The following is a 26,354-nucleotide window of genomic DNA, read 5'->3' as shown; positions in this document are numbered from 1 at the left end:
CCCGCTCAGCCGGCGGTCGCCATCTCCTTGCGCGAGGAAGGACGACGATGTCCGCGCCCCAGTCCCCACCGGAATTCGCTCCACCCGGCCAGCCGGATGCCCCTGCCACCGTCTCCCTGCGGGAGTCCTTGTCCGCGCTGCGCGCCTATCCCACACCGGCCTGGAAAGCGGCGATCGCCTGCGTGCTCGCCATGGCTTTCAGTCCCCCCGCTCTCGTCACCGCCGTCACCTTCCTCATCGACCCGGTCGCGAAGGACTTCGGCTGGTCCCACTCGGAAACGCTGACCGTCTTCAACATCCCCACCGTGGCCGCCCCCTTCGTGCTGCCCCTGGCCGGCCGTCTGGTCGACCGCTGGGGCGCCCGGGCGGTCGCCGTTCCGGGCACCGCCCTCTACGCGCTCTCGACGGCCGCGGTGGCGCTCGTGGGCGCGAACGGTGTCGAACTGACGGCGATCCTGCTGGTGAGCACGGCCCTGGGCTACACCTCCATCCTCGGCGTGGTGTACAAGGTCGTCTCCGAGTGGTTCCCCCACCACCGCGGGCTGGGCTACTCCCTGCTCATCGGCGCGACCTCCAGCCTCGCCGGTGCCGCACTCTCGCCCCTGAGCCAGCTGTCCATCGACCACTTCGGCTGGCGGACGACCTACCTGCTGATCGGCGGATGCGTCCTGCTGATCGTCTTCCCTGCCCAGTACTTCCTGATGTACGAACCCGCATCGGCACCGCTCACCGGCGGGGACGCCCTTCCGCAGACAGGAAAGAGCCGCCTGGCGCACAAGGAGTTGCCCGGCCTGCCCCTGGGCCGGGCCCTCAGGACCCGGGCCTGGTGGTACATGGTGCTGGTACTGACCGTGGCGGCCGGCGTGGCGATGAGCGTGCGCCTCAACGCGGTGTCCCTCTTCGGCGACCGGGGCTATTCCGCCACCGAGGTGTCGCTGTCGGTGTCGGTCATGCTGGTGGCCTCCGTCGCCGGACAGATCTTCGCGGGCATCGCCCTCGACCGGTGGCGCACCCCGCGCGCCTTCGTACCCTTCATGGTGTGCCTGGTGCTCGGCATGCTCATGGTCTTCGCGGCCACGGGAGGCATGTGGGCCCTGATCCTCACCATGGCCCTGCTCGGCGTCGTGACCGGCGCGGAATCCACCACCGGGCCCTACTTCGTCGGCTGTTACTTCGGCATGCGGGCCTTCGCCCAGATCCAGGGCATCACCCTCGGCATCGTCAGCCTCGTCGGCATCGGACTCTTCCCCGTCGTGGCGGAAGGAGTCGCGGAGAGCACCGGCGGATACACCGCGACCCTCATCGCCCTCACCGCCGGAAGCCTCATCGTCCTCGCCCTGGCGATCTTCCTCCCCCGCTATCCGAAACCCGCCGAGAGCCCGGCCGTCGACGAGCCGGAACCCAGCAACGCCGGTGAGCGCATAGGCAACTAGGGCGCCCTGCATACAAGTGCTGGTCACGACGGTCGACGAACGGTCGTGACCAGACTTGTGCTCTGCGGCGGATCGCCGGCCGCATCCGGACCCGCCCGCGCGGCACCCGTCGGCTCTGCCATTGAGACCTGTGCAACATGAAGTACGCAGGTCAGGGTCGCTCGCGTCCGTTCTCGATCGGTCGGCGCGCGGCTGAGTATGCCGGCACACATGGCAGGGGCCGATGTGGCGAAGTGATGTCGGGCAGTGTCGAAATCGACTGGCCGCGCACCCAAGGACGGAGGGCTTTTCGTCGGCCTGTGGCGGCGGACCGTACGATCGCGTCAAGGAGTCGGTGGCGCCTGACGGCGTGGGTGAAGTCCGGGGCGACAGCCGTTCCGTGGATGAGGTCGTCCCGAATCGCGGCGTAGGCGCGCGCCAGGCTGTGGATCACTGTTCCGGCCAGGCCGGGACAGTCGTCGTAGCCGCTGGGCAGCGTGACCTTCGTAGGCCGACCGCCGCCGCGTGTGCCACGCACCGTGACCGGACCGATGTGCGGGAACTCGGCGGCGGTGATCTCGAGTCTCCCCTCCGTGCCGTCGATGACCAGAGAGAACCCTGCACTCGATGCCGCGCCTCCACGGTGGTGGACGGACAGGATCGCCCCGCCCGCCACGGTGCCCGAGATCGCGATCTGGTCCTCGGCGGTCATCGGAACGACCTGCCCGGTGCGTCCGAGGGGAACCTGGCGGCGCCGGGTCGCGGTCGTGGTGACCACTTCCTGAAGCTCGCCGACGACCATCGACACCAGGTCGATCGCGCGTCCGAACGCGATGGTCAGCATCGTGGCCCCGAGCTTGCGGTCGAGCGTATAGACCATGTTCGGAGACACCGGAGTGCCCCATTCGGTCGAAGACTCCACGACGGTGGCGGAGAGCACTTCCCCTACCTCCGGACACGAGGTCGGCCAGCCGGCGGAAGGTAGGCGAGGAGCGTCCCTGAAGACCGACGAAGGTGCGCGTCGCCCCGGCGGCACGCTCCATCTCCTCGGCCTCGCGCAGGTCGACGGCGAGCGGCCACTCGGAGAGCACCGGCACTCCCGCCTTCAGCACGGGCAACACGAGTTCGCGATGCTGGGGCACTTTGACGGCGACAACGACGAGGTCGACGTTCTCGTCGCCGGCGAGCTGCTCGACCGACGTGTACGCGGGTACGCCATACGCCGCTCCCGCGGCCCGGGCCGAGGCTTCGGAGCTCGCCGCCGGCGCGCGAAGCTCGATCCCGTCGACGGCTCTCAGCGCGGGCAGGTGGGCCCCGGCCGCCCAGCCTCCCGTGGCGCTCAGGCCGACGACACCGACGCCGACGCCGATCGGCTTACGGGGGTCAGGCACCGAGCTGCCGCCTCAGGGTCTCGGCGTCGTGCAGGGCCGTCATGTGCACGAACCGCCCGTCACGAATCTGATAGATGGCGTACTCGACGATCTCGAACGAGGCGCCGGTGGGAGCCACGCCGAGCCACTCCTTGGCGGGCGTGCCCGTGTTGGTCAGACGGGCGGCCAGGCGATCACCATCGACCGCGATCTCCTGAGGCTTCCAGTGGAAATCCGGGACCGCGTCGATGTCGCCGTTCAGCACAGCGATGACCTGGTCCCGAGTGCCCGGCTCGCCGTTCAGGGTGGTCTCGTCGTTGATGAACTCGTCCATGCGGCAGATCTCGTGGGCGTTGAGCGCCTCGATGTAGCGAAGGTAGAACTCGCGCAGGTCGGTGTCGGACATGATCCCCTTCTTCGGCTCCCGCAGCGGAGGTCATGCTCGGTGTTTCCCGACGGCCCCTGACGGGCTTCGTCCCGGTGATCGCCGGCAGGGAGGAACCACTGCTCTAACTTCCGTCCCGGACGGTACCGAAGTTTTGCCGCACCGTCACGGCCGTCATGCGCGGAGCATGTCTCACCGGGGCGAGCGAAGGAGTGCAGCCGCTACGCGGGCCAGCCGAGCAACGCCGTGTCGACGATCTCATCGAGCTCAGCAGGACCGAGGCCGTTGGCGGCCTGCACTGCGATGCCGAACCCCATCGTCATGACGAACCGGGCAAGACGCCGAGGATCGGCACTGCGCGGCAGATCACCCTCGTCGACGGCGCGCCGGAAGCGCTCCTCGAGGCGGACCCCCGCGTCGTTGCGCCAGTCGACGAGCAGGTCGTGGACGGCCCGGCTCTCGTCGCTCGCCGCCAGCGCACCCTGCACGGTCAGGCACCCGGAGGGGCCGTCGGGAGGGGTCGTGGTGCAGACCGCTCCACGGAGGAACGCCAAGGCGACAGCCCGCGCGGTGGGCTCCTCCAAGGCGCGCGTGGCGTAGGCGGCCGGCCCCGCGCCGTAGCGCTGGAGGGCCTTGCAGAACAACTGCTCCTTGTTGCCGAAGGCCGCATACATGCTCGTCTTGGTGATCCCCATGGCGCCGGTCAGCTCAGCGAGGCTTGCACCTTCGTAACCTCGCGCCCAGAACACCCGCATCGCCCGTTCCAGCGCCTGGTCGATGTCGAATCCTCGGGGCCGACCCATGACGGCCTTGCGCGAGTCACCCATGCCACAAGCGTACCACTCGGTACAGATCCCAGTTGACCAGCAGCTTCGTCCCCGCAAGGCGGCAAACATAGTTCAGTACCGTTCGGTCTTGATGTGCTACCGTTCTGCACCGATCGGTACTGAACCAATGGGAAGGGAAGTCCGCGCCATGAAAACCATTTCGCTCGGCAGCCTCAAGGTCTCGCGCATCGGTCTCGGAGCCATGGGAATGTCGGCGTTCTACACCGGCGCCGGCCAGTTCGACGACGAGTCGATCCGCACGATCCATCGCGCTCTGGACCTCGGGGTCACCCATATCGACACCGCTGAGGGGTACGGCCCCTTCATCAACGAGGAGCTGGTCGGCCGCGCCGTGCGGGGGCACCGGGACGAGGTCGTGCTGGCCACCAAGTTCGGACTGCTCTCCCACACCGGTGGCTCGGCTCCCGACAGCACCCCGGCCAACATCCGCCTGGCCGTGGAGGGATCACTGGAGCGCCTGGGCACCGACTACATCGATCTCTACTACCAGCACCGGGTGGACCCCGGCACGCCCATCGAAGAGACCATTGGCGCGCTGGCCGAACTGGTGACCGAAGGCAAGATCCGCCACATCGGCCTGTCCGAGGCCGGCCCCGCCACGATCCGCCGCGCTCACGCCGTGCATCCGATCACCGCGGTCCAGTCCGAATACTCCCTGTGGACCCGCGACCCGGAGGCCGAGATCCTCCCCGTCCTGCGCGAACTGGGTATCGGCTTCGTGCCGTACTCCCCGCTCGGCCGTGGCTTCCTGACCGGCAACATCCGCTCCCTGAACGATCTTGACTCCGACGACTGGCGCCGCACCAACCACCGCTTCGCCGACGGCAACCTGGAACGCAACCTGCGAATCGTCGACGAGGTCCGGGCCGTAGCCGCCGAGATCGACAGCACGCCCGCACAGGTCGCCCTGGCCTGGCTGCTCGCCCAGGGTGACGACATCGCGCCCATCCCCGGCACCAAGCGAGTCGCCCGGCTGGAGGAGAACGCCGCCGCCGACCACATCGAGCTCACAGCCGGCCACGCCGCCCGCCTGAACGACCTGCCCCGGGCCTCCGGCGAGCGCTACGACGCGGACAACATGGCCGCCATCGACCGCTGATCGAAGACGCACCACCACACACGCCGCGCACCGGCATCCGGGCGATGAGTGCCGCCTTCCCGATGAGACTGTGCAACATGAAGTACACAGGTCACGGGTCTGGTGTGCGGGGTACTCGCGCTGGTCGTCGGCGGGTGTCCATGGTGAAGTTCATCCGACCTGTCACCAAGGCCGTTGCCGGCCGACCGCCGTGCCCCTCCTGCGGTCCCTGACCGGGCCGGTGCAGGGAGGGCGCGGGGAGGGCATGGCGATGCTGGAGCTGGAGCGGATCACGGCTCGCCGGAATGAACTGGACACGCTCGCCGAGGAGTTGGCCAAGCAACTGACGGAAGTCCAGGCCGAGCGGGAGGAGTTGGTGATCGCCGAGCGGGTCCTGCACCGGCCGGCCGAACAGCACCGGGCTGTGGCGGCCGCGCCGCCCGCCGACTACCGCAAGATCCTGGCGATCGTGCGGGCTGCCGACGGCCCGGTGCAGGTCAGGGCCGTCGGCGAGGAGCTGGGCCTTGAGGTGACGGCGCGCGGAAAGCTGCAACCGTTGCGGGCGAAGATGACCAAGCTCGCCGACCGCGGCCGGCTGCACAAGCGTCCTGACGGCAGGTACGCCGCACGCTCCCGGGCGAAGAGAGGCGGGCGGCCGACGAGGCACAACTGGCGGTCCCCCGACGGCAGTTGAGTTTGGTGTGCAGAAAGACAACCATCCCGTCGAGGGCCCTGACGGCCTTGTCCGCACTGCCCGCCTGCCGCTGTCGAGTGCCACCCTGAACCGGCTCGCCGGCCTGATCCGCGGCCACCTGAAGAAGATCAGGTCACTGTGGCGGGCCCTGCCTCCGGGACGGATCGCCGCCCTCGTGCGGGCCGCCCGCGCCCCGCGCCTGGATCGCGCCCTCAAAAAGATCGCCCGCAAGGGTGGCGGGATGGTGCTGCTGGACGGCACGCCGATCCGCACCCGCCGGCGCTCCGGCAAAGAGAACCGGAAGAACCACTCCGGCAAGAGCAAATGCCATGGCCTGCTCGTGATCGCGCTCACCGACGATCGCGGCCGGCTGCTCCGGGTCTCGGCGGCCGGTCCCGGACGGATTTCGGAGATCACCGCCTGTCGACACGGCCAGCTCAGCGCCAAACTGCGGGCGGCCGGTCTCGGGGCGATCGCCGATTACAAGGCCGCCCGGAACCGGCCTCTGACGCGAGGACAGAAGCTGTCGAACACCGCACTGGCAGCGGTCCGGGCACCGGTGGAGCACGGCTTCGCCCACCTCGAAAACTGGCGCGTGCTCGTCACAGTCCGCACCGACCCGGCCTGGGCGACCACCCTGGTCAGGGCCCTGCTCGTCCTCACGAACCGCGAAGTGTCCCGGTGACCGACGACCTTCACCGAAGTCATCCACCCACGACCAGCACGAGCATCCGGAACCGCACGCACACCAGCCCCGTGACCAGCAAGTTCACGATGCACAGTGCTCATTGAATTGACGCTGAGACCGGACGGCCTTCTCTCCGCGACCGCGAGGGTCTCCGGTGACGAGCAGCCCTGGCGCCGGCCGGCGGGTACGCTCTTGAGTCGCGTGGCTCAGCCCAAGCGCCTGGAGTCAGCCATGAAGCCGAACCGCTCCATTCCGGCGTCGACGGTCATCCCCGTCCTGATCTATCCCGATGTGCGCGAGGCGGTCGCCTGGCTCGGCGCGGCCTTCGGGTTCGCCGAACGGGTGCGGATCGGCGAGAGCCACCGCGCACAGCTCGGTTTCGGCGACGGTGCCGTGATCGTCGGAGACGTACGGCATGATCGCCGCCCGCCACGCCCCGGCGAGGTCACGCACTCGGTGACGGTACGAGTGGAGAACGTCGACGCCCACTACGAGCGGTCCCTGGCGCACGGCGCACGCGTCGTCATGGAGCCGACCGATTTCGAGTACGGCGAACGGCAGTACAGCGTCGAGGACCTCGCGGGCCATCAATGGACGTTCTCGGAGACGCTCGCCGACGTCGCCCCGGAGGAGTGGGGCGGAATGTCCGTCGCGGCCGATTGACGCGTCATCAGCGTCGCGTGTGCGCGACAACGGCCGATCCCCCGGTGGCGGAAAACCACTCGGCGACGGCCTTGCGGATCCGGCCCCGCAATTCAGGACCATGATGCCGATGCAGCCGAAGAGGGCGGAAGCCGAGATCGGCCAGGCGCCTCGTCGGCTGCGACCATCGGCGCGCCGGCGGTGGGGCTACGAGGCGGGCGTCGGCCGACTGGGCACGTCGTCCCCGGCCGGCGCCGGCATCACCCACGGCCGCGGGTATTTCGGAAGCAGAGCGGCCAGAACGACCGCGATGCCAGTGAGCCCGACGAGCATCAGAAGGGCCGGGGTGTAACTACCGGAACTTGCCTGGATCGCACTCACCGCATACGGGGCGAGCGCCAGCGCCGAACCCGTGATCGCGAGGGTCAGCCCCTGCATCGATCCGAAGGACTTCAGCCCGAGGTACTTGGCGATCAGCGCCGGGCCGAGGGCCGATTCCGCGCCGGTCGCGAAGCCGAGAAGTGCCATGGCGACGTAGAAGAGCGCGAGGGAGCCGCCGTTGATGAGCGCGAGCGCCAGCCCGACCGGGACCGTCGCGATCAGCACCGCCACGATCCACGGACGGCGCGCTCGGTCGAGGACGGTTCCGGCGACGAGGAGCCCCACGACCGACGCGCTGAAGAGCACGGAGAGTCCGAGCGACACGGTTGCGGAGTCGATGCCGTTCTGGCCGAAGAAATCCACGGCGTTCTGGCGTATCGACACCGGGCCGGTGGAGACGAACGTGAGGAGCAGGACGATGAAGATCCAGGCACGGGTTCGAATCGCCTGCCGGAACGGCACACCTGGCAGATTGGCCTCAAGGAGCTTCGGTCCGGTCGTCGGAGTGACCTTCGGTTCGGAGACGAGCCAGAGGACGGCCGGGATGCCGACGACGGCGATCGCGAGCGCGGCCACGTAGTACACGCCGTCCCAGCCGAGTCCCGTGAACACCCCGGGGTCGGCGGCGGAGACCGGCGGCGGCCCGCTCGGCTTTCCCGCGGGGTGGGCGGACACCGCCGAGGAAACCGCAGGAGTGTCACCGTTCACGAGCCACTGGAACACCGGTGAGAGGACAGCGCCGGCCACACTCGACGTCACTCCGACGAGTCCGAACCCGATTCCGCGGTGCCCGGGAAACCACGTCGAGATGATCTTGAAGACGACCCCGAGGCTCGCGGCGAATCCAAAGACCGACGCGACGATGAGGAGTGTCTCCAGCAGCCAGACCCTCCCCGCGCCGAGCGGGATGGCCGCCGTGGTGATCGCGTAAAGGACCACCGCCGGAATCGCGACGCGCCGAGCACCCCGTCGGTCCACCCAGCGTCCGACGACCGGCAGGAGGAGCGGGCCGATGACGAGCGGCACGGTGACGAAGAGAAGAATCGCGTCCGACGGTGTCGTGCCGGTTTTCATGGCGTACGCCGGTGCGACGTACGGGGTGAGCGCCGAGAAGGCGGACGGGCTGACCGCCACGAGCAGCAGACTGCCTATGAGCGCCGCCTTGGCCTGACGGGGTGCCTTGATGAAGTCCGCGGCATAGCGTTTCCAGCTTGTCTTCGGCGGAGCACTTTCACGCGTCGACATCGGTACGGGCGGGACGAGCGTGGGGGGAGACCCCGGTGTTTCCGATGGATTCGTCGTTGGAGACATCGGAACTCCTTGAACTCGGTAGAAGCGGGCGTCGGCTTTGACGACCGCGTTATTCAGTTGTGTGTGCTGCTGATGGGGAGGGCTGTCGCGGCGGCTCCAGGCGCGCTGTTCCCGTCTCGGACGGGTTCGCGATCAACTGAACTGTACCGTCCAGTGTGATCTGGACGGTACGGTAGGGTTCAGGTCGCGTCAAGAGGGTGGAGGAGTGGGCTGTGACGACGAGCGAGACGACCAGGGAGGCCCCTCGCGGGGCGGCATCCCAGGCCAAACGCGAGGCCGTGCTCGACGCGGCGGTAGAGCTGTTCCTGGCCGGCGGCTTCGACGGAACCTCCATGGATGCGGTCGCCGCCCACGCAGGCGTCGCCAAGACGACCGTATACGCACATTTCGGTGACAAGGTCGAGCTCTTCTGCGCCGCGACCGAACGTGGTGGCGCCGCGGTGGACCTGGACCTCGACAAGGCCATGCTCGCCGCCACCCATGACCCTGAGCAGCGCCTCACCCAGATCGTGTTCAAGGTTCTCGAGGCCACCACAACCCAGCAGTTCCTCGCCTTCTCGCGGGTCATGGTCACCGAAGCGGTCCGCCGCCCGGAGCTGACCAAGGTCGTCCGGTCCCTCGGCGTTCCCCACATCGTCGAACTGGCCGCCAGGACACTCCGCGAAGACGCGGACCTGCACGGATACGTCCTGCCCGATCCGGAGGCCTACGCCGGGCTGTTCATCCGGATGGCCTCGTCGGCCGTTCACATCGACGCGCTCGTGGACGTGGGCCGCGACCGTGACACGGCCTTCCTCCAGGCCCAGGCCGAGCTGACGACGAACATCTTCCTGCGGGCCCTGCGCAACCGGGACGCCGGAAAGCTGCCAGACGTCCACGTCGCGCACACGAGGCCGTCGCCGCACCCTGAACCCGCTTCGGGCGCCGCGCCTGAAATTGACTCAATAAATTCCGACGAGGTCGGCGCGTCGGGTCCGGGACCCCGCGCCGTGGAGATCGTGCTGTCCGATGAGGAGCGTGCCGAGCTGCGCAGGTGGGCGCGTGGCGAGGTCGCGCCCCGGCTGGCCAACCGGGCGAAGGTCGTGTTGGCGTGCGGGGAGGGCCTGTCCGATGCCGCGGTCGCGTCCCGGTGCGGAACGGGCGGGATGACGGTCGCCAAGTGGCGGGCTCGGTTCGCCGAGCATCGGCTGGCAGGTCTGCTCGACATGCCCCGGCCAGGACGGCCCACGACGGACCTGGTGCTCAGTCCGGGCGAACGCGCCGAACTGACCCGCCGGGCAAGGGACGCGGCCTCGCACACGTCGGCGCTGCGCTCGAAGATCGTCCTGGCGTGCGCGGACGGCGCGGACAACAAAACGGCCGCTGCCGAATTGCGTTGTTCCGCAGCGACGGTGAGCAAGTGGCGCGCTCGGTTCCTAGCGGACCGCCTGGATGGACTGGCCGATCAGGACCGCCCGGGCAGGCCCGCCTCGATCACGTGGGATCAGGTGGAGGACGTACTGGTGTCCACGTCGAAATCCGCCCCGGAAGACGCCGCCCGCTGGTCCCGCGCCTCGATGGCGAAGAAGTCCGGGGTGTCACCGTCGAGCGTCGGGCGGATCTGGAAGGAATTCGGCCTCGAACCCCACCGGACCAACGGGGCCGAACCATCCGGCGACCCGCTTGTCGCGGACACGTAGTGCGCGGCGTTCGGCACCGCCGAGAGCAGGGCGCGGCCGGGCGGACGTGCCCGCGTCCACGTCCGCTTCGCCCCGACCGGCCGCTCCTGGACGAGCCAGGTCGAGAGGTGGTACGGCGATCTCCACGTCCCACTCGTCAGCGTCGGGCCCGGGTCCGATACCGCCCGACACACGCGGAGGACCGAGGTCGCCGCGATCGACTCCGCGCAAGTCGTCGACGGCGCCGCTGACGGCCTCGGACTGCCCGCGGGCGAAACCGTCAGCTGCTGGGCGCACCGTGGCGAGGGACTTCCCGAGCCCGGAGCGCGGCGGTGCCTACTCCGGTGCCGGCCCGGGCCCGGCGTCGTGACCACCCTTCTTGTACGAGCCCCAGTGCTCGGCCAGCTTCCCGTCCTTGATCCGGAAGACGGTGGGGATGAACCAGTCGTAGGTCGATCCGGGGGCCGTCGGGTCGGGCCAGGGCTTCTGCATCAGCAGACAGACGAGGTCATCCTCGACGATCAACGCGACGGGAGGGGGCGGTGCGTCCCCGGTCAAAGGGATTTTCCGGAATCCGTCCGCCAGGAACGCACGCCCGTTGCCGGGCACGTTCGGATCGTTCTGGATGTAGTCGTCGACGATGAACTTCTCGAGGATGCCGTCGACCTGCTCATCGACACGCCCGCTCAGCATCATCCGGGCCAGAGCCGCCTCGAACTCGATGACCAGGCGCTTCATCGTGGTCACCTCGACTGTCGGCGACTTCGACAGCGCCTCGGCGAAGTCATCCCGGTACATCCATACGTCGAAAAAAGCGGGGTCATGGATCTGCGCGACCCCGCCGACGATCGTGTACTCCTGCAACGTTGCCTCCGGGGGATTTCAACACTGTTTCCGTACTGTACGGTCCAGTGCAGTCAATACGCACGGTTGAGCGTTGTCAACGAGCTGGAGCGATCCGGCACCGCGCGAGCGGAACACCGCCTACGACTCCACCGCCGACCACCACCCTCAGCCGCGCACACCTCCCCCACCTGCGGACTTCGCGCCGACCTTTGACAGGACTGTACCGTCCAGTATGATTTGGTGCTCAGCAGGTCCCGCCGCTGCCGACCGGCTCACCGGTCGAAATCGACGGCGAATTCTCGGCTGCACCGACATCCGCCCGGTCCGCCTGTCGACGGTCCGGATACCGCCTCAAGGCCGGCCGATCGCTGCCTGGACGACAACCCGACGTGATGGGGCGCTCGACGCGCGCCGATCCGCATCGTGGCCTAGTGATTCGAGGAAAAGATGAGCCAATCGAGCGTTACCGCCTTCCCGGGCTCCGCGCCGCCGCCTCCGCCGCGGCGAGAGTCGGAGTTCCTGAGTGAAACCGGCCGACGAATCCGCGACGAGGTCAGGGAGCTCATTCCGACCCTGCGGGCGAACGCGGGAGACGGTGAGAAAATCGGGGCGCTCACCCCGTCGACGCTCAAGGCCCTCAGCGACGTCGGCATCTTCAAACTCACCCTGCCCGCCGAATACGACGGCACGGCACTCGGCGCCCGGGACATCACCGAGATCATCACGGCTCTGGGCGCCGGGGATGCCGCGGCCGGCTGGCTGGCGGTCGTCTCCACCGCGACGCGCAACAGCCTCGCCTACCCGCAGCGGCTCGTCGACGAGGTCTTCCGGGACATCGCCACCTGGGAGGGGCCGATCATCATCGGTGCCTCGCTGCTCTCACCCGTGGTCGGCAAGGCGCGGAAGGTCGACGGCGGCTGGATGATCAGCGGCAAGTGGACCTACGGCAGCGGGGCGAGGCACACGGCCTGGGCCACGGTGGGCCTCGACTACACCGGCGAGGACGGAAAGCCGCGCCGGGCGATGGCGCTGCTCCCGCGCGAGGAGTTCCGGGTACTCGACGACTGGCATGTGATGGGTCTGATGGGGACCTCCAGCAACAGCATCACGACGCTCGGGGAGGAAGGCTTCGTTCCCGACTACCGGGTCTTCGACCTGGCCGACATGCCGCCGAGGCTGGATGCCCTGCGCGGCCGGTACGAAGGACTCGCCTTCAAATTCGGGATGGTGGCGCAGATGCTGCTCGTCCCGGTCCACTTCGCCGCGTTGGCCCTCGGGATGGCGGAGGGTTGTCTGGAGTCCTTCACGGAGCAGGCCAAGCGCCGCAGGCCCTTCAACCTGCCTTACCCGACCGTGGCCGACATGCCGTCGGTCCAGGTGGCGGCAGGCAAGGCGCGCGCGGCCATCAACGTCGCCCGGGCCACGATTCACGGATACGCCGACGAACTGGACCGCCGCACACTGCGCGGCGAGGACTTCGTACCGCCGGACGAGCCCGTGATCACGATGGACCTGATCTGGGCGATCAACATGCTGGCGCAGGCGATCGACGCGCTGCAGATGACGCTCGGCTCGTCCACCGTCGCCCTGTCCAACCCGATCCAGCGGTACGTCCGCGACATCCGCGTGCTGGCGACGCACGGCGCGCTGCGGCTGGAGCCGATGGCGGAGATCAACGGACGAGACATTCTGGGGCTTGAGCCGTTCATGAACATGCCGATCTAGACAAGCCCCGGTTTCGATCAGCCGCACCACCGACGCCGGCGCGTGCGAAGGCTTCCCCATGCCCGACGCCCGGCGACCGAGGCCGCCCGCTGTATCCACGCGCCGCACAGCAGTGCGCTGAGCACCTACGTCACCGCACTCCCCCGCGCGTCCGTCCTGGCCACCGTATCGCCCTGACCGTGGCGGTTACCTTGACAGACATATTGAACTGCACGGTACAGTTCAATTAATTCACCGCCTTGCCCATCAAGGAGAATCCATGTCTCAGCCCACTGCCCGCCGGGTGCCACCGATGCCTCCGCCGGGCCCGCTCCCGGAGTTCGGGGCCGTCGAGTCGCCCTATCTGACCGATGCCGGACGTGAGCTGCGTGACCGGATCCGCGACCTCAAGCCGCTGATCCGGGAGCAGGCCCGCGAGGGAGAGCGGATCGGGGCGCTGACTCCCGACGTACTGAAAGCGCTCGACGAGGCCGGCATCTACCGCATGACGATGCCGGTCGAGTGGGGCGGCACCGCTCTGGGCGCACGGGACCTGGTCGAGGTCGTCGCGGCGCTCGGTGAGGGGGACGGCTCGGCGGCTTGGAGCGCCTTCGTCGGTGTCGGGCTGCGCAACTTCCTCGGGCTCCAGCCCGAGCTGATCGAGGAGATCCGCAAGGACGTCGAGGGCTGGGTGGGCCCCGCGCTCGTCGGCGCCTCCGTGTTCGCGACCACCGTCGGCGACGCCCGCAAGGTCGACGACGGCTGGATGGTCAGCGGACGCTGGGCGTTCGGCAGCGGCTGCAAGCACGCCCGCTGGGCGATGGTCGGGGTCGCCTTCGACCCCGCGGAAGCCGGCGGCACCGGCCGAGGCGTGGTGGTGCTGGAACGGGAGCAGTTCGAGATCCTCGACGACTGGCACGTCATGGGGCTCTCCGGAACGTCCAGCAACAGCCTCCGGGTCACCGACGAGATCTTCGTCCCGGACTACCGCTTCCTCGACCTCGGCGACTTCCCGCCGAGGCTCGACCAGATCCGACACCACTACACCGGCGCCGCCTTCCAGCAGAGCGGCCGCGCACTGCTGATGACCGTGGCGCTCAGCAACACCTCGATCGCCCTGGGCATGGCGCGCGGCACGCTGTCGTGCTTCGCCGAACAGGCGGGCAGGCGCAAGCCGTTCACCCTGCCCTACCCGAGCGTCGCCGAGATGGCCTCGGCCCAGGTGGCCGCCGGGCGCGCGCAGGCGATGATCGTCCTGGCCGGCTCGACGATCGAACGCTACGCGGACCAGGTCGACGCACGCACCCAGGCCGGTCTGGAGTTCACCGACGAGGAGGAATCCGAGATCAGCCTCGCGCTCGCCTACGCGGCGAACCTGTGCGAGGACGCCATCAACCTCCTCCAGAAGACGCTCGGTTCCTCGACCATCGCGCTGTCCAACCCGATCCAGCGCTTCGTCCGCGACGTCCGTGTGGTCACCTCGCACGGGGCGATCCGCGTCGACCCGCTCGCCGAGCAGAACGGCCGACGCATCCTCGGGATCGAGCCCTTCCCCATGATCGGCGCCGCCGTACCGCAACGCGGCAACCCCGTACCGGGAAAGGAGCCCGTGCGATGAGCGGTTTCAGCATCGTGGACGGCATCGCCGAGATCGACGACCCCGAGCTCCACCAGACGTGGATGGACCGCCCCGACTACATCGACGCGGTCGCGGCGTCTTCCGACCCGGACGTTGCCGCGACCAAGCGGATCGTGATCGATTTCGTGGCCGAGCTGGCCCGGATGATCCGCGACGACGCCGCCGAGGACCGCATCCACGACATCGTGAAGCGCTTCGTCGCCGAGGACTACGTCCAGCACGACCCCAACGCCCCCGGAAACGGCCGCGAAAAGCTGATCGAGTACCTCCGCCGTGCGCCGCTCGACGCCGGGCCGCCACCCGCCGTGGTCAACATCATCGCCGAGGGCGAACTCGCGAGCGTGATGACGCAGCAGCCCACCCCGGACCCGCTGATCCCCGGCAGCACCTACGACTGGTACAGCCTCGCCGTCTTCCGCATCGGCGACGGCCGGTTGACCGAGCACTGGGGCCCCCTCAAGAAGTCCGCACCAGGGAAGGAGTCGGTGTGAGCAGCACGGACAGCACCGTGAAACTCCAGGTCATCGTGGGCAGCACCAGGCCGGGCCGGCTGGCGCGGCCGGTCGCCGACTGGTCGGTGGAAGCGGCCGAGAAGCACGGCGGCTTCGAGGTCGAGCTGGTCGATCTCGCCGACTACGCCCTCCCGCTCCTCGATGAACCCGGTCCCCCTCGGATGGGCCGCTACGAGCACGAGCACACGCGGCGCTGGAGCGCGAAGATCAAGGAGGCGGACGCCTTCGTCTTCGTGACTCCCGAGTACAACTACGGTCCCTCGCCCAGCCTGCTGAACGCCGTGGACTACCTCCACAACGAGTGGCTGTACGCCCCGGTCGGCTTCGTCAGCTACGGCGGCATCGCCGGCGGCCTGCGCTCCGTACAGGTGATGAAGCAGATCGTCACGACCCTGCGCATGATGCCCATCCCCGATGGGGTCGCGGTCCCCTTCGTCATGCAGCACGTCCGGGACGGGGTCTTCACCCCGCCTCCGCCGGTCGCCGATTCCGTCGCGCCCATGCTCTCGGAACTGGCTCGCTGGGCGGAGGTGCTCCGCCCCCTCCGTCAGGGTCCGCCCCCGCCCCCGCCGCGACTGCCCGGTCCCGCGGCACCGATGTCCGGCCCGGGCCCGACCCCTGGCCCTGGCCCCGGTCCCGGTCCCGGTCCCCGGAGATGAAGCCTGCGCCCGCCAAGACGTGAAGTAGTTCGAACACGCCTTCCGGGCAGGCCATTGCCAAGGAGCGCGGGTCCACCGCTCGGACCCGCGCCACTTCCTGATCCGAAGTACAGATCCTCTGCGACGAGGCCCGCACTGGCGCGCGCGATGACAACTGCGGAACCCGACTCCGCCGCCCGCTGCGAACCCCACGACCCGCCGTAGCCAGGCAGTTGGACTGCTTTGTGGTCGTGTGACCCTCGACGACGAGGACGCGTACACAGAGCGCGCGGTCGTTCTGCCTGGGCAACGGCGATGCGATTCAGTCACCCACCAGGAGAAGACCCCATGCGTCACAGACCCCACCCGTCCGTACCCCCGGATCATCGCGACCCGCTGAGCGATGCGTCGGCTCCGCAACACGTGCGGCAACAGGCCTTGCGGCTGGACCGGTCCTTTGTGACGTCCAACGCGATCGCTCTCGCCGCCACCCTGGTTCTCGGCGCGACGGCCGGCGATCTGCTGGCCCACAAGCTGCCCGGCACGCAGGTGACGGTCGGGCTGGCGCTGTACCTGGCCCAAGTGGCCCTGCTGCTGGTGACAGCCCGGCGCTTCGACCGTCGCTGCACCCACCTGCTGGACCCCTGGCAGCAGACGTACGCGGGATCCGGCGCGGGAGCGGCCGACGGCCGGCCGGAGGACGCGAGATGACCGGTGGGACCTTGCAGGCGGCCGCTTCCGGCAGCCCGAATCATGTCTTGATCGGCTTCATGCTGTTCATGATGCTGACGCTCTTCCTGACGGTCTTCTCCAGCCTGGACGAGCACTCCGCGCGAGAGTTCTACATCGGCGACCGAACGTTGCCGGCGTGGAGGAGCGGACTCGCGCTGGCCGGGAGCTTCGCGTCGACCTCCCTGCTGCTCACCGTCACCGGCGTGGTGGCGACCGCGGGCTTCGACGGCGTCACCACGGCCGGCAGCATCTTCCTGGCTCTCGGCGTGCTTCTGCTGCTCGCCCGGCCGATCCAGCTGAGCGGCGCCTGCACTCTCGGCGAACTCCTGTCGCTACGGGCGTCCGGAACGGCCCCCCGGATCGCCGCCGCGGTGGCCACGCTCGCCGTGGCCGGACCGTTCCTGATCGTGCAGTTGATGGCCGCCGGGAGCATCACCGCCTCCCTGCTCGGCTTCACCGGGATCGGCGTCCAGAAGCTGTGCACCGTACTGATCGGCTGTCTGGTCGTCACCTGCGGAGTGCTCAGCGGCGCCAAGGGGCTCACCTCCGTGCAGGTACTGGCCGTCACGGTGATCGGCACAGCGATGTTCGTGCTCTGCGCCTACGCCGTCCGCGCGTTCCACGGCGACGTCGACGCCCTGATCAGCGCCGCCTCGGAGGGCAGCACCCAGCAGGGCCGGTACCTGTCCCCCGGCGGCACGATCGGCGTCGGGAGCACCACACGCCTCGACTTCGCCGGAGGGCAGTTGGCGCTCGTCCTGGGCAGCGCCTGCATGCCGCACGTCCTCAGCCGGGTCTACGCGATGAAGGACCCCGCCACGGCACGACGTTCCATCCGATACGCGGCCGGTGTCGTCGCTTTCCTGTGCGTCGCGCTGATACTGCTGGGATTCACGGCCTCGGCACGGATCGGCACTCGTGAGATCTTCAGCGGGCAGGCGCATGCCGACGGCGCGCTGATGCTCCTGGCACGGAACCTGACAGGCGGTACGGCGAACGGACTCGGCAACCTGATGTTCGCCACCGTGGCCTGCGCCCTGTTCCTGTGCGTTCTGTCGGTCGTCGGCGGCACCACACTGGCGGCTGCCAGTGCCCTCGCCCGCGACTCCTACCACTACGTCGCGCGGCACAGGCAGCCGGACCCGTCGGACGAACTCAAGACCGCCCGCCTCGCCGTGGCGCTCTTCGGCGCCGCCGGCATCGCACTCGCGGTGATCGCCCAGGGTCACTCCGTCGGCTTCCTGGCCCAACTCGCCACGACCACGGCCGCGTCGACCGCGGCACCGGCCCTGGTGTACACCTTCTACTGGAACCGGTTCAACCGCACGGGTGTGCTGTGGACGATCTACGGCGGAACAGCGCTGACGATCGGCCTGTACCTGTTCTCCTCGGCGGTGTCGGGCAGTCCTACGGCACTTTTCCCGTCGGCCGACTTCGCCTGGTTCGGTCCGAGCAACCCCGCCACGATCTCCGTACCCGCGGCCTTCCTGCTGGGGTGGGCGGGCAGTCTGGTGGGACGGCGCCGCGATGGGCCGGCATCCCCAAGTGTCCTTCCGCGCATACCCGTTGAGTTCCGCTGACCGCAGCGGTCTCTGTCGCCCCCTGTCGTTAGTCGACCGCGGGCAGGACCAGGCGGAAGACGCAGCCCCGCCCGGGGGCCGTGTCGAGTTCGAGACGGCCGCCGTGTCCTTCGGCGATGGTCGCGGCGATGGCCAGGCCGAGGCCGCTGCCGCCGTGGATGCGGGAGCGGGCGGGGTCGGCGCGGTAGAAGCGCTCGAAAACGAGCTTGGCTTCGACGGGTTCGAGGCCGGGTCCGTCGTCCGCCACCTCGATCACGCTGACCGGCAGCCCCTCCGGCAGGGGACGCGAGGCGGTGGTGCGTCCGGGCCGGTCCGTACCGCCGGTTCCGGGACCCGCCTCGGTCGTGCCGACGCGCACCTGGACGCGGGTGCCCGGCGGGGTGTGGATACGGGCGTTGGAGAGCAGGTTCTCCACGATCTGACCCAGTCGGTGCGGGTCGCCGACAGTCTCCGCGACGTCGAGTTCCTCCGCCCCGGTGGGGTCCGCCGGGGTGTGCAGCGGGCCGAGGCCGACGGGATGGGACTCGCTGTGGACGGCGGCGGCGCTGACGGCGTCCGCCGCGAGGGACAGCAGGTCGACCCGCTCCCTGCGGTAGGAGGGTTCTTTGTCCAGGGTCGCGAGCAACTGGAGGTCGTCGACGAGCAGGCTCATGCGTTCCGCGTTCTGGGCGATGAACCGGTTGGCCTCGTTCTGTTCGCGGGCCGAACGCGGTTCCGGTCGGAGGCCGAGTTGGGCGTAGCCCTGGATGGCGGTGAGCGGAGTGCGCAGCTCGTGTCCGGCATCGGCGACGAACCGGCGCAGGCGGGCCTCCGAGGTCTCCCGCGCCAACAGCGCCTTCTGCAGGCGGTCGAGCATGGAGTTCAGGACCCGTCCGAGCCGTCCGATCTCGGTACGCGCGTCGGTGTCGGCCAACCGAAGATCGAGCCGGCCCGCGGTGATGTCCTGAGCCGTCCGTTCCATCCTGGTCAGGGGCAGGAGTCCCAGCCGAACCACCCATCGGCCCAGGGCGATCAGGGCGACGACCGTGACGGCCAGTAACACGGCGTTCAGCCACAGGAGTTTCGAGGTGGCGCCGTCGACGGTGTCGAGCGGAAGGGCGACCACCGCGCTCATGCCGTCCGGACCAGGGTTCAGCAGCACCCGCCAGCGGCCGTCACCGCTGACGGCGGACACGGTCTCGGGGTGCCCGTCCCGCAGCCCGAGGTCCTTCGCGTGATCGGCCAGCCGAGGTCCTGGCCTGGTCGCGGAGCCCAGGGAGTTGTGCAGGTGGGCCCCGGAGGAGTCGTAGAAGTAGATGTGGAAGTCCGAGGGGAGCACGTCCTGCCGTGCTCCCGGGGCCGGGAGCGTGTCCCGGAGCGCGTCGTAGTAGGCGGGATCCGGTGGATGGAACTCGACGAGCTGCGCGTCGACGCGGTCCAGCAGCCAGGAGCGAAGGACCACGTAGCCGATCGCCTGGGAGGTCAGGACCGCCACGGTGGCGAGCAGGGTGGCGCCGAGGATCAGGCGCCGCCGCACCGACTTGGGCGGCCGGGGCAGGAAGCGGGTCACTGGTCCGGCGCCCCTGCGTGGTCGCGGGGACGCCGGAGACAGTAGCCGACACCGCGCACGGTGTGGATCAGCGGCGGCTCGAAGCAGTCGATCTTCCTGCGCAGGTACCTGACGTACGTCTCGATGATCCGGGAGTCGCCCGCGAAGTCGTAGCTCCAGACGTGGTCGAGGATCTGGACCTTGCTCACCACCTGGCCCGCGTTCGACAGGAGGTAGGCCAGGAGTTTGAACTCGGTGGGCGACAGGGCGATGTACTGCCCCGCGCGGTGCACCTCGTGCGCGCCCTCGTCGAGTTCGAGGTCGGCGTAGCGCAGAACGCTCTCCACCGCCTGCCATTCGGTGGCCGGCGCGGTGCGGCGCAGGATGGCCTCGATGCGCAGCAGCACCTCCTCGATGCTGAAGGGTTTGGCGACGTAGTCGTCCCCGCCGGCACTGAGTCCGGTGATGCGGTCGTCGGTGCCGGTGCGGGCGGTCAGGAACAGGATCGGACAGTCGTTGCCCGCCGCCCGCAGTCTGCGGGTCACCTCGAAGCCGTCCAGGTCGGGCAGCATCACGTCCAGCAGCACCAGATGCGGTTCCAGGCGTTCGATCTCCAGGAGGGCCGCCTGTCCGGTGTCGGTGCTGCGCACCTCGTATCCGGTCAGGCGGAGCGTTGCCTCCAACAGGGTGCGGATGCTGGGCTCGTCCTCGACCACGAGGAGTCGACGTCGCGGCCGCGCTGCTGTGAGCTGCTCGGTCATGCGTCTGCTGGTCCGTTCTGCCGTGCGGCGGCCGTCGCTCGGGCGACGGCTACTTGGCGGCGCAGTCGTAGAGCACGTTGCTTCCTCCGAACCCCATCACACCACCGCCGCTGTTCTGCGCCGACGTGTCGGAGGTGCCGCCGTATGCCGACGCCGGAACCTTGGTGCAGTTCTCGGCGATCCAGTCGGAGCGCTGCTTCGTGTATCCGCCGGACAGGCCCGGCGCGCTGCCGCCGTTCGTGTTGGAACCCAGGATGTAGCGTAGTTCGCCGTCCTTGGTCCATTTCTCCAACTCGGCCACCGACGGCGAGTTGTCGCTGTTGGTGAAGCCACCCATGGCGATGACGGTCTCGTCGGTGCCGAGGATGAAGGCGCTGGCGCTGAGGGCACCGCCCTCGACGGCGAGCTTGATGCGTGCGTCAGGTGCCTGCTCGACGGCGTAGCGGATGATCTTGCGCTGGTCGGCGGTGAGGTCTCCATCGCCGAAGCCGCGGCCCCCACCAGGGGCCGTTCCCGAACCGGCACCCGGGAACGAGGGTGTGCCGCGATCGTTCGAGCCCGCTTCCCCGGGTGCACCGGGTATGCCGTTCCCTCCCCCGGTGGGCATGCCGGAGGGCATTCCGCCGGACGGGGGTTCAGCGGTCTGTCCCGAAGAGGCACCACCGCCGGGGAGGCCCGGCACGTTCGACGGCATCCCGGACGGCATGCCCGAGGGAAGGTCGCCGCTGTTCCCGCTCTGCCGGGGCATGGCGCCGCCACCGCCGAATCCGAGCGTCGTCGGACCGGCCGTCGGGTTGGAACCCCCCATGCCGGTCGAGGCGGGTACGGTCACCGCCCACGCTCCCGGCGCCAGCAGCACCGAGGCGACGGCGGCACAGCCGGCGACCGTCAGCAGCCGGCCACGGCGTCGTGAGAGCACCAGCAGAACGACCGCGGCGCAGGCGATCAACAGCACGGGCCACACCAGCCAGCCGTTCCAGTCGGGCTCCCGGCGGATCAGCACCACGGCCCAGGCCACGCTCACCACGACCGCGGCCACACCGACCGGAGGCGCCCAGCGCAGGCCGGCGCGGTGGACACGGACCAGGGCGGCCGTCAGTCCGCCGCACAACGCGGCGATCGCCGGGGCGAGTTGAGTGGTGTAGTAGGGGTGGAAGATGCCCTTCTGGGTCGAGAACACGGCCGCGCAGACCACCAGCCAGGTCCCCCACAGCAGCCAGCCGGAGGCCGGCAGTACAGCCGTGTCCGACAGCCTGCCGCGTCGGTGCAGTACCGCGCCGACGACGGCGACGACCAGAGCCAGCCCGCAGACCGGCAGCAACCAACTGATCTGACCGCCCACTTGCGCCTCGAACAGACGGCTGAGGCCGGGTTGGCCGCCGAATCCGCCGGCGAATCCGCCGCCTGATCCGCCCATCCCCTGGGGCGTTCCGTCGCTGGAACCGAAGACCCTCCCCAGCCCGTTGTAGCCGATCACGAGGTCCCAGGCCGAGCCGTCCTTGCTGCCACCGATGTAGGGACGGTCGCCCGGCCACCAGTCGACCATGGCGACCCACCACAGGGAGGACGCCGCCAGGATGGCCGCCGCGCCCAGCAGACGCCGCACTCGCGGTATCCAGGCGCCGCTTCCTCCCACGAGCCAGGCGACGGCGAACGCGGGAACGACCATCCAGGCGGCGAGCATTTTGGTGAGGAATCCGCACCCGATCAGAAACCCGCTCGCGCACAGCCACCAGGTCGCGGCCCTGCCCTCGGCCTGCAGCGCGCGGGTGAGCGCGTACGCCGCCGACACCAGAAGGAGTATCAACAGTGTGTCGGGGTTGTTGTCCCGGTTGATGGCCACGGTGATGGGCGTCAGCGTGAGCACCAGGGCCGCGACGAGTGCCGCCGCCTCCCCCGCCCAGCGGCGCACCGTGCGGTGCAGCACCAGCACCCCGGCCACTCCTTCGAGGAGTTGCGGGAGGATCAGCGCCCAGCCGTGCATCCCGAAGATCTTGCTGCTGATCACCTGCGGCCACAGCGCGGCGGGCGGTTTGTCGACCGTGATCACGCCCGCGGGATCGAAGGAGCCGAAGAGGAAGTTGGTCCAGTTCTTACCCATCGACTTCACGGCGGCCGAGTAGTAACTGTTCCCCCAGCCGAGGGAGTTCAGCGCCCAGCCGTACAGAACGGCCGCGAGGACGAGGACGGCTCCGAGCGCGGCGGGTGCTGCCCAGCCGGGGAGCCGGCGGACGGCCGTAGTCGTATGCGCGCGCTTCTCGTCGGGTGCCGACGCCGCCGGTGCGGGCCTGATGTGCGCGTGGTTGCTCATGTGGGGATTCGCTCTCGTCAACGGTTACGGCTACGGGGGGCGGCGAAGACCGCCAGTCGCAGAACGGCGAAGCGGACGCAGGTGACCGCTACGGAGGCGGTGGTGAGGACCGCGGTCTCCGTGGCCGGTGAGGCGCCGGGATCGAGCCACTTGAACCACAGCACCGCCGCGGACGTGACCACGTAGCCGAGCACGAACAGGCCCCCTGCGCCGAGGTGCACACGGGCGGGCGGGGAGGTGGAGTGCCGGAAGGTGAGGCGCCGGTTCGCCTCGGTGTTCAGGACGGTGAGGACGAACAGTGAGATCAGGTTGGCGACGGCCGGAGACCACCAGCCGCGCAGCAGCCAGTACAGCAAGGCCTGTCCGGCCGTGGAGACGACACCGATCGCGACGAAACAGCCGACCTCCCACGACAGCGCACCGCGTCCCGTGGAGGGTGCGAGGACGGCGTCGGGGTGCTCCGCGGCCGGCTCGGGACGCGGCACCACCTCGACCCGGGCGTCGCCGGACGCCTTGAGCCGCGCCATGCGCCACAGGCCCTGCAGGTCCTGCCTGGCGGTGCTCACCACGTCCACCCGGGTGTCGATGTCCTCGACCCAGTCGACCGGGACCTCGTGGATCCGCAGTCCGTTGTGCTCGGCGAGCAGCAGCAGTTCGGTGTCGAAGAACCACGCGTCGTCGCGGGTCACTTCCAGCAGCGGCCGGAGCACCTCCGTGCGGGCCGCCTTGAATCCGCACTGGGCGTCGGTGAAGCGGACACCGTGGGTGAGCCGGATGATGCCGTTGTAGCAGCGGGAGACGAACTCGCGGCGCGGCCCGCGCACCGTACGTGCGCCGGGAGCCAGCCGGGAGCCGATCGCGAGGTCCGAGTGGCCGCTGGCCAGGGGCGCGACCAGCGGGAGCAGCCCGTCGAGGCCGGTGGAGAGGTCCACGTCCATGTACGCCACGATGTCCGCGTCGCTGGCCCCCCAGACCGTGCGCAGCGCGAGTCCCCGGCCCTTGCGGTCCAGGTGGACGACGCAGACACCGGGCAGTTCGTCCGCGAGACGATGGGCGGTGGCCAGGGTTTCGTCGGTGCTCGCGTTGTCGGCGACGGTGATCCGCCAGGGAAACGGGAAGCCCTGGGACAGGCGGGCGTGGAGGGTACGCAGGCACCCGGGCAGGGCGCGTTCCTCGTTGTAGACCGGGACCACGATGTCCACCGTCGTGGTCCCGGCGTGCGCGAGAAGCGAGTGTTCGACGGGCTGAAAGGGGGCGGGACGCTCCACACGAGCGGCGTGTTCGGCGAGGTGGGGGGTGGGAGTCATGGCTTCCTCAGGCATGAGGGGACGGCAGACTGCGGCTCACGGGCCCTTGTCCTGGGCCGGAGCCTCACTGTTGCCGCCTCGCCTGTGGGGGCCGGGGGAGAATACCGAGAACTGACGGGGAGTCAGATCAATGACCGAAAGTGCTCCCACGATTCGCTGGGGGCACAGCTGCACCACGGCGCACCGGTACGGCCTCTCGCGGCTCTCAACTCGGGCCGTGCCCGCGGACCGTGTCACGGAACGCGATCGGGATCTGGCCCTTGTGATCTTTGTGGGCCAGGAGACGCTTGGCTTGAGGACGACGCGACGGTCGATGAACTCCTTGGCGCCCCGGCCGGCCGCGGCGAGGGTGCGGGCCGAGTAGCCGAGCGCTTCGGCGCAGTCCTCGACCCGGCGGGTGCGGGCGAAGTCCCTCTCCGCCGCGTCACGGAAGCGCAGGTAGGTGGCGTCGGGTTCGGGGGCGGGGCCGCCGGCGGGCGTGGTCGCCTCGTCGCACACCTACTTGCCTCGTACGACCCGACCACCGGCGCCGCGACCGGCCCCTTGCCCACCCGCCCGAACTGCGGCGGCCGGGTCGAGATCAACGTCCGTATCGGCCCCGAGTGCGTCGACGACCCCTGTCTCCCCGCGGGCCGCCGCCTCCAGGACTGGCCGGATTCCCCCGCCGGCGCCCGCCTGCTCATCCTCGAACTCGGCGCCGGAAACCCCCGCCGATCCCGTCGGAACACCGAAGGCCGACGGAATCGGCGGGCGAGTCAGTGTCGGGCGAACTGGACCCGCGTGGGCTGCACGACTTCAGGCCGCAGCGCGATCCCGTTGACGGTCAGTTGTTCCCCGTAGATGTCGGTGAGCCTGATCGCGCCGCCGCATCCGCTTCCGTCGGGGGAAAGGAAGTAGTTGTAGTCGGTGCGGACGAGTTGGCGCCAGCCACCGCCTGCGCGGACCTCCAGCCGAGCCAGCGGGTTGCGGTGGCCCATTGCCTGGATGCCGCACCAGTAGGGGCTGGATCCGGTCTTGTAGCGGATCGACAGCGTGCCCGCCGTGGCGGGGCTCAACAGGCTCCAGGTGATCGCGATCCGGCCCGTCGAGACAGGGACCAGTTTGGCGAAGGCCTGTTCGCTGAGGTCGAGTTGACCGGGCGCACAAGGCAGCGGACATTCGTTGGTGATCCGGACCGTGACGGAGGCACCGCTCGCCGTCCGAACGAGCACGTATGCCCCGCAGGCTCTGGACGTCTCGTAGTCGGTGGTGTTCATCGCCGCGATCATCATGTCGGCGCTCGGCCCGTACGAGCAGGCGCCGTCCCCCACCCCGGCCTGGTAGACGGTCGCGACTCCCTGGTACGTGGTCCTGGGCCGGATTCGCCCGGCCAAGGACGGTGTGGCGGGAGCCGTCCGCGGCCGAGCCGACGACCGCGCCGTCGGTGCGGTGGCGGAGGTCGTCGGCGTGGCCGAAGAGCTCTTTGAGGCGCTCGGGGAGGCGGCGGACGGGGACGGTGTGGACGGCTTCCGCCCTGGCGACGTAGGCGGCACGGTCCCCTTGTACTCGGCGACGGACGTGGCGCGGGCCTGCCCCTCGTCCGCCTTGTGGTCGGGTTTCATTGCCACGACCAGGCAGACCAGAAAGCCTGCGGTGATCAGCACCGCGGTAGTGGCCATCATCAGTCCGCGTCGACGTCTGCGCTGTCGCGCGGCCTGTCTTGTTCCCTGCATGTGCGTCCGTTCGGAAGAGCGATCCGGTGTTCCGCTCCTCAGTGGCCGCGCGAGGCGAAAAGGTTGCCGTCGATTTCCATCGAGTTCGATCTCCAGTGGTCGACAGCCGGCGCACGAGCCTCACGCCGCGGCAAAGGACCGCCCCGCGCGGCGACACCAGACACTCCAACGGGCCTTGTTCCGGGACGCGTTCACCTCGCCGAGCAGCCTCCGTCCGCCGCACGACAGAAAGCGACCAAGGCGGCGCTCCCCGCCAGAGCCAATAGCACCGGTCACGGCCCGCAAATGGGCTCCAGACGTCCTCGCACACTCTCCAACCGTGCGTGAGCGGGCGCCAGGACGTTCAACCACTGCGGCCATTGACGACTGGCCGGTGCCGATGAACAGGACGGGACACCTGCTGCTACGAGGCGGCCAACCGTCGACTTCAGCGGCCACCGCCGCCGGCCGACGCGACAGAGCGACGGTCGGCGGCGACGCACCTGGGTCCCCTCTCTCCCCCCAGAGAAGCGGGGAGCAGCCCGGTGAACCTCCGCAGCCGCGGTACTAGACGGCGGTACGTCCGCCGTCGGCCGCGAGGGTGGCACCGGTGAGGTAGCTCGCGCGGTCCGAGGCAA

At 69.4% G+C, this 26,354-nt stretch carries 22 protein-coding genes and 2 pseudogenes; 12 read left to right on the top strand and 12 right to left on the bottom strand.

The features are described from left to right. Nucleotides 1-47: 47 nt before the first annotated feature. Nucleotides 48-1,433, top strand: a complete 1,386-nt coding sequence (locus tag SSP08S_RS57080) for an MFS transporter (RefSeq protein WP_019073997.1) — start codon at nucleotides 48-50, stop codon at nucleotides 1,431-1,433. Between the two features lie 151 nt (nucleotides 1,434-1,584). Here the strand turns inward: SSP08S_RS57080 and SSP08S_RS63870 are convergent, their stop codons facing one another. The 4 genes and pseudogenes from SSP08S_RS63870 to SSP08S_RS43810 all read right to left on the bottom strand — a co-directional run bounded on the left by SSP08S_RS63870 (nucleotide 1,585) and on the right by SSP08S_RS43810 (nucleotide 3,994). Beyond that, nucleotides 1,585-2,304: a Gfo/Idh/MocA family oxidoreductase gene (locus SSP08S_RS63870; protein ID WP_245608075.1), complete on the bottom strand. Its 720-nt coding sequence runs from the start codon at nucleotides 2,302-2,304 to the stop codon at nucleotides 1,585-1,587. A 193-nt stretch (nucleotides 2,305-2,497) separates the two neighbouring features. Beyond that, nucleotides 2,498-2,803: pseudogene (locus SSP08S_RS63865) on the bottom strand (Gfo/Idh/MocA family oxidoreductase); the annotation flags it as partial. After that, nucleotides 2,796-3,188 carry an ester cyclase gene (locus SSP08S_RS43815; protein WP_019073995.1) on the bottom strand — a complete coding sequence of 131 codons (393 nt, stop codon included), beginning with the start codon at nucleotides 3,186-3,188 and terminating at the stop codon, nucleotides 2,796-2,798. The pseudogene SSP08S_RS63865 and the gene SSP08S_RS43815, both read right to left, overlap by 8 nt. Nucleotides 3,189-3,388: 200 nt before the next feature. Continuing rightward, nucleotides 3,389-3,994 (bottom strand): TetR/AcrR family transcriptional regulator, encoded by a 606-nt coding sequence (locus SSP08S_RS43810; RefSeq protein ID WP_019073994.1) that lies wholly within the window; start codon nucleotides 3,992-3,994, stop codon nucleotides 3,389-3,391. 148 nt (nucleotides 3,995-4,142) lie between these two features. On the opposite strand from SSP08S_RS43810, the gene SSP08S_RS43805 reads away from it, so the two are divergent. From SSP08S_RS43805 to SSP08S_RS43790, 4 genes are all read left to right on the top strand, one after another. Continuing rightward, complete coding sequence (locus SSP08S_RS43805) at nucleotides 4,143-5,114, top strand: aldo/keto reductase (protein ID WP_019073993.1); 972 nt, start codon at nucleotides 4,143-4,145, stop codon at nucleotides 5,112-5,114. A gap of 244 nt (nucleotides 5,115-5,358) precedes the next feature. Next, nucleotides 5,359-5,787, top strand: coding sequence for a hypothetical protein (locus SSP08S_RS57070; protein ID WP_019073992.1), 429 nt, complete (start codon nucleotides 5,359-5,361; stop codon nucleotides 5,785-5,787). A 7-nt stretch (nucleotides 5,788-5,794) separates the two neighbouring features. Continuing rightward, entirely contained in the window at nucleotides 5,795-6,472 is a 678-nt protein-coding gene (locus tag SSP08S_RS43795; protein WP_019073991.1) for a transposase family protein, read from the top strand. A 234-nt stretch (nucleotides 6,473-6,706) separates the two neighbouring features. Beyond that, on the top strand, nucleotides 6,707-7,138 hold the full coding sequence (locus SSP08S_RS43790; protein ID WP_019073990.1) for a VOC family protein: 432 nt from the start codon (nucleotides 6,707-6,709) through the stop codon (nucleotides 7,136-7,138). 186 nt (nucleotides 7,139-7,324) lie between these two features. Here the strand turns inward: SSP08S_RS43790 and SSP08S_RS43785 are convergent, their stop codons facing one another. Next, entirely contained in the window at nucleotides 7,325-8,743 is a 1,419-nt protein-coding gene (locus SSP08S_RS43785; RefSeq protein WP_019073989.1) for an MFS transporter, read from the bottom strand. 278 nt (nucleotides 8,744-9,021) lie between these two features. On the opposite strand from SSP08S_RS43785, the gene SSP08S_RS58475 reads away from it, so the two are divergent. Next, on the top strand, nucleotides 9,022-10,488 hold the full coding sequence (locus SSP08S_RS58475; RefSeq protein ID WP_019073988.1) for a helix-turn-helix domain-containing protein: 1,467 nt from the start codon (nucleotides 9,022-9,024) through the stop codon (nucleotides 10,486-10,488). 315 nt (nucleotides 10,489-10,803) lie between these two features. On the opposite strand, the gene SSP08S_RS43775 is transcribed toward SSP08S_RS58475, so the two are convergent. After that, nucleotides 10,804-11,331: a nuclear transport factor 2 family protein gene (locus tag SSP08S_RS43775; RefSeq protein ID WP_019073987.1), complete on the bottom strand. Its 528-nt coding sequence runs from the start codon at nucleotides 11,329-11,331 to the stop codon at nucleotides 10,804-10,806. A 429-nt stretch (nucleotides 11,332-11,760) separates the two neighbouring features. Between SSP08S_RS43775 and SSP08S_RS43770 the strand changes: the two genes are divergently transcribed. The 6 genes from SSP08S_RS43770 to SSP08S_RS57060 all read left to right on the top strand — a co-directional run bounded on the left by SSP08S_RS43770 (nucleotide 11,761) and on the right by SSP08S_RS57060 (nucleotide 18,118). Then, nucleotides 11,761-13,038, top strand: a complete 1,278-nt coding sequence (locus SSP08S_RS43770; protein WP_019073986.1) for an acyl-CoA dehydrogenase family protein — start codon at nucleotides 11,761-11,763, stop codon at nucleotides 13,036-13,038. Between the two features lie 259 nt (nucleotides 13,039-13,297). Then, nucleotides 13,298-14,635 carry an acyl-CoA dehydrogenase family protein gene (locus tag SSP08S_RS43765; RefSeq protein WP_245608074.1) on the top strand — a complete coding sequence of 446 codons (1,338 nt, stop codon included), beginning with the start codon at nucleotides 13,298-13,300 and terminating at the stop codon, nucleotides 14,633-14,635. Then, a complete protein-coding gene (locus tag SSP08S_RS43760; RefSeq protein ID WP_019073984.1) occupies nucleotides 14,632-15,147 on the top strand; it encodes a nuclear transport factor 2 family protein in 516 nt (171 codons plus the stop codon). The genes SSP08S_RS43765 and SSP08S_RS43760 overlap by 4 nt, the downstream gene beginning before the upstream one ends. After that, nucleotides 15,144-15,827, top strand: coding sequence for an NADPH-dependent FMN reductase (locus tag SSP08S_RS43755; protein ID WP_019073983.1), 684 nt, complete (start codon nucleotides 15,144-15,146; stop codon nucleotides 15,825-15,827). Before SSP08S_RS43760 ends, SSP08S_RS43755 begins: the two co-directional genes overlap by 4 nt. 438 nt (nucleotides 15,828-16,265) lie before the next feature. Continuing rightward, the gene (locus SSP08S_RS43750; RefSeq protein ID WP_019073982.1) at nucleotides 16,266-16,517 is read left to right on the top strand and encodes a hypothetical protein; all 252 of its coding nucleotides are present in this window, start codon (nucleotides 16,266-16,268) and stop codon (nucleotides 16,515-16,517) included. Then, entirely contained in the window at nucleotides 16,514-18,118 is a 1,605-nt protein-coding gene (locus SSP08S_RS57060) for a sodium:solute symporter family transporter (RefSeq protein WP_019073981.1), read from the top strand. Before SSP08S_RS43750 ends, SSP08S_RS57060 begins: the two co-directional genes overlap by 4 nt. Before the next feature lie 28 nt (nucleotides 18,119-18,146). Here the strand turns inward: SSP08S_RS57060 and SSP08S_RS43740 are convergent, their stop codons facing one another. The 6 genes and pseudogenes from SSP08S_RS43740 to SSP08S_RS43715 form a co-directional block, all read right to left on the bottom strand. After that, nucleotides 18,147-19,667: a sensor histidine kinase gene (locus SSP08S_RS43740; RefSeq protein WP_019073980.1), complete on the bottom strand. Its 1,521-nt coding sequence runs from the start codon at nucleotides 19,665-19,667 to the stop codon at nucleotides 18,147-18,149. Next, a complete protein-coding gene (locus tag SSP08S_RS43735; RefSeq protein WP_019073979.1) occupies nucleotides 19,664-20,407 on the bottom strand; it encodes a response regulator transcription factor in 744 nt (247 codons plus the stop codon). Before SSP08S_RS43735 ends, SSP08S_RS43740 begins: the two co-directional genes overlap by 4 nt. Before the next feature lie 49 nt (nucleotides 20,408-20,456). Next, nucleotides 20,457-22,718, bottom strand: coding sequence for an ArnT family glycosyltransferase (locus tag SSP08S_RS43730; protein ID WP_019073978.1), 2,262 nt, complete (start codon nucleotides 22,716-22,718; stop codon nucleotides 20,457-20,459). A 17-nt stretch (nucleotides 22,719-22,735) separates the two neighbouring features. After that, nucleotides 22,736-24,025, bottom strand: coding sequence for a bifunctional glycosyltransferase family 2/GtrA family protein (locus SSP08S_RS43725; RefSeq protein WP_019073977.1), 1,290 nt, complete (start codon nucleotides 24,023-24,025; stop codon nucleotides 22,736-22,738). Nucleotides 24,026-24,230: 205 nt separating this feature from the next. Further along, nucleotides 24,231-24,508 (bottom strand): annotated as a pseudogene (locus tag SSP08S_RS63860) (helix-turn-helix transcriptional regulator); the annotation flags it as partial. Nucleotides 24,509-24,780: 272 nt separating this feature from the next. Next, a complete protein-coding gene (locus SSP08S_RS43715; RefSeq protein ID WP_086022063.1) occupies nucleotides 24,781-25,683 on the bottom strand; it encodes an expansin EXLX1 family cellulose-binding protein in 903 nt (300 codons plus the stop codon). Between the last annotated feature and the right edge of the window lie 671 nt (nucleotides 25,684-26,354).

The organism is Streptomyces hokutonensis (genome assembly GCF_000376565.1).
Lineage (GTDB): Bacteria > Actinomycetota > Actinomycetes > Streptomycetales > Streptomycetaceae > Streptomyces > Streptomyces hokutonensis.
The sequence above is the reverse complement of the archived record's forward strand: the minus strand, read 5'-3'. Positions and strand labels throughout refer to the sequence as shown.